Annotated in this window: 1 pseudogene; it reads left to right on the plus strand. The window is 74.8% G+C overall.

Annotated features, from left to right (window positions below):
- Window positions 1-317: 317 nt before the first annotated feature.
- Window positions 318-655 (plus strand): annotated as a pseudogene (locus J7523_RS20455) (anthranilate synthase component I family protein); the annotation flags it as partial.

Here is a 655-nt window from a genome sequence, read left to right on the forward strand (position 1 = left end):
GAACCCGCGACCCTCACCTTGGCAAGGTGATGCTCTACCACTGAGCCACGTCCGCACGCCTGGTCTCGCCGTTTCACCGGCGTTTCCTGGTGCGTCGAAGACTCTAGACGACAAACTCGGGGAGAGTCCAACCGGCTCGCTGAGCGCGTCGTCACACCGGCCCTCCGGCGTGTCCGCGTGACGGGCGCGGGAGAGTGTGCTGACGGTCCAGCCGCAGGTCACCGGGCGGTCGCGCCCCGTTCGTCCGGGCGTCGCGGGAGGGTGCCGCGACGTGGTCGTGCCGCGGGTCCGGTGGGTCGCGTCGGTAGGTTGGGGCCGTGCCCGCGCCCGCCATCCCGCCCGCCCCCGTGGCGCCCGGCGTCGCGTGGTTCGGCGGTCGTCGCGCGATCGGCGTCGTCGAGCACGCGGACCTGCGCGCCCGCACCGACGCGCTCGCGACACCCGGCTGGTGGGCGCTCGTGGGGGAGTTCGAGGGCCGCGTCGACGCGTGGCGGTTCGCACGCGTCGGACCCGACCGGGCCACCGTCGACCCGGCGACGTGGCGCGGCCCGGCCCCCGGTGCGTGGACCACGTCGCTCGACCGTGACGCCTACGTCGCCGCGGTCGACCGCGTGCGCGGTCACGTGCGCGACGGGCTCGTCTACCAGGCCAACCT

Source organism: Cellulomonas sp. (assembly GCF_017744555.1).
GTDB lineage: Bacteria > Actinomycetota > Actinomycetes > Actinomycetales > Cellulomonadaceae > Cellulomonas.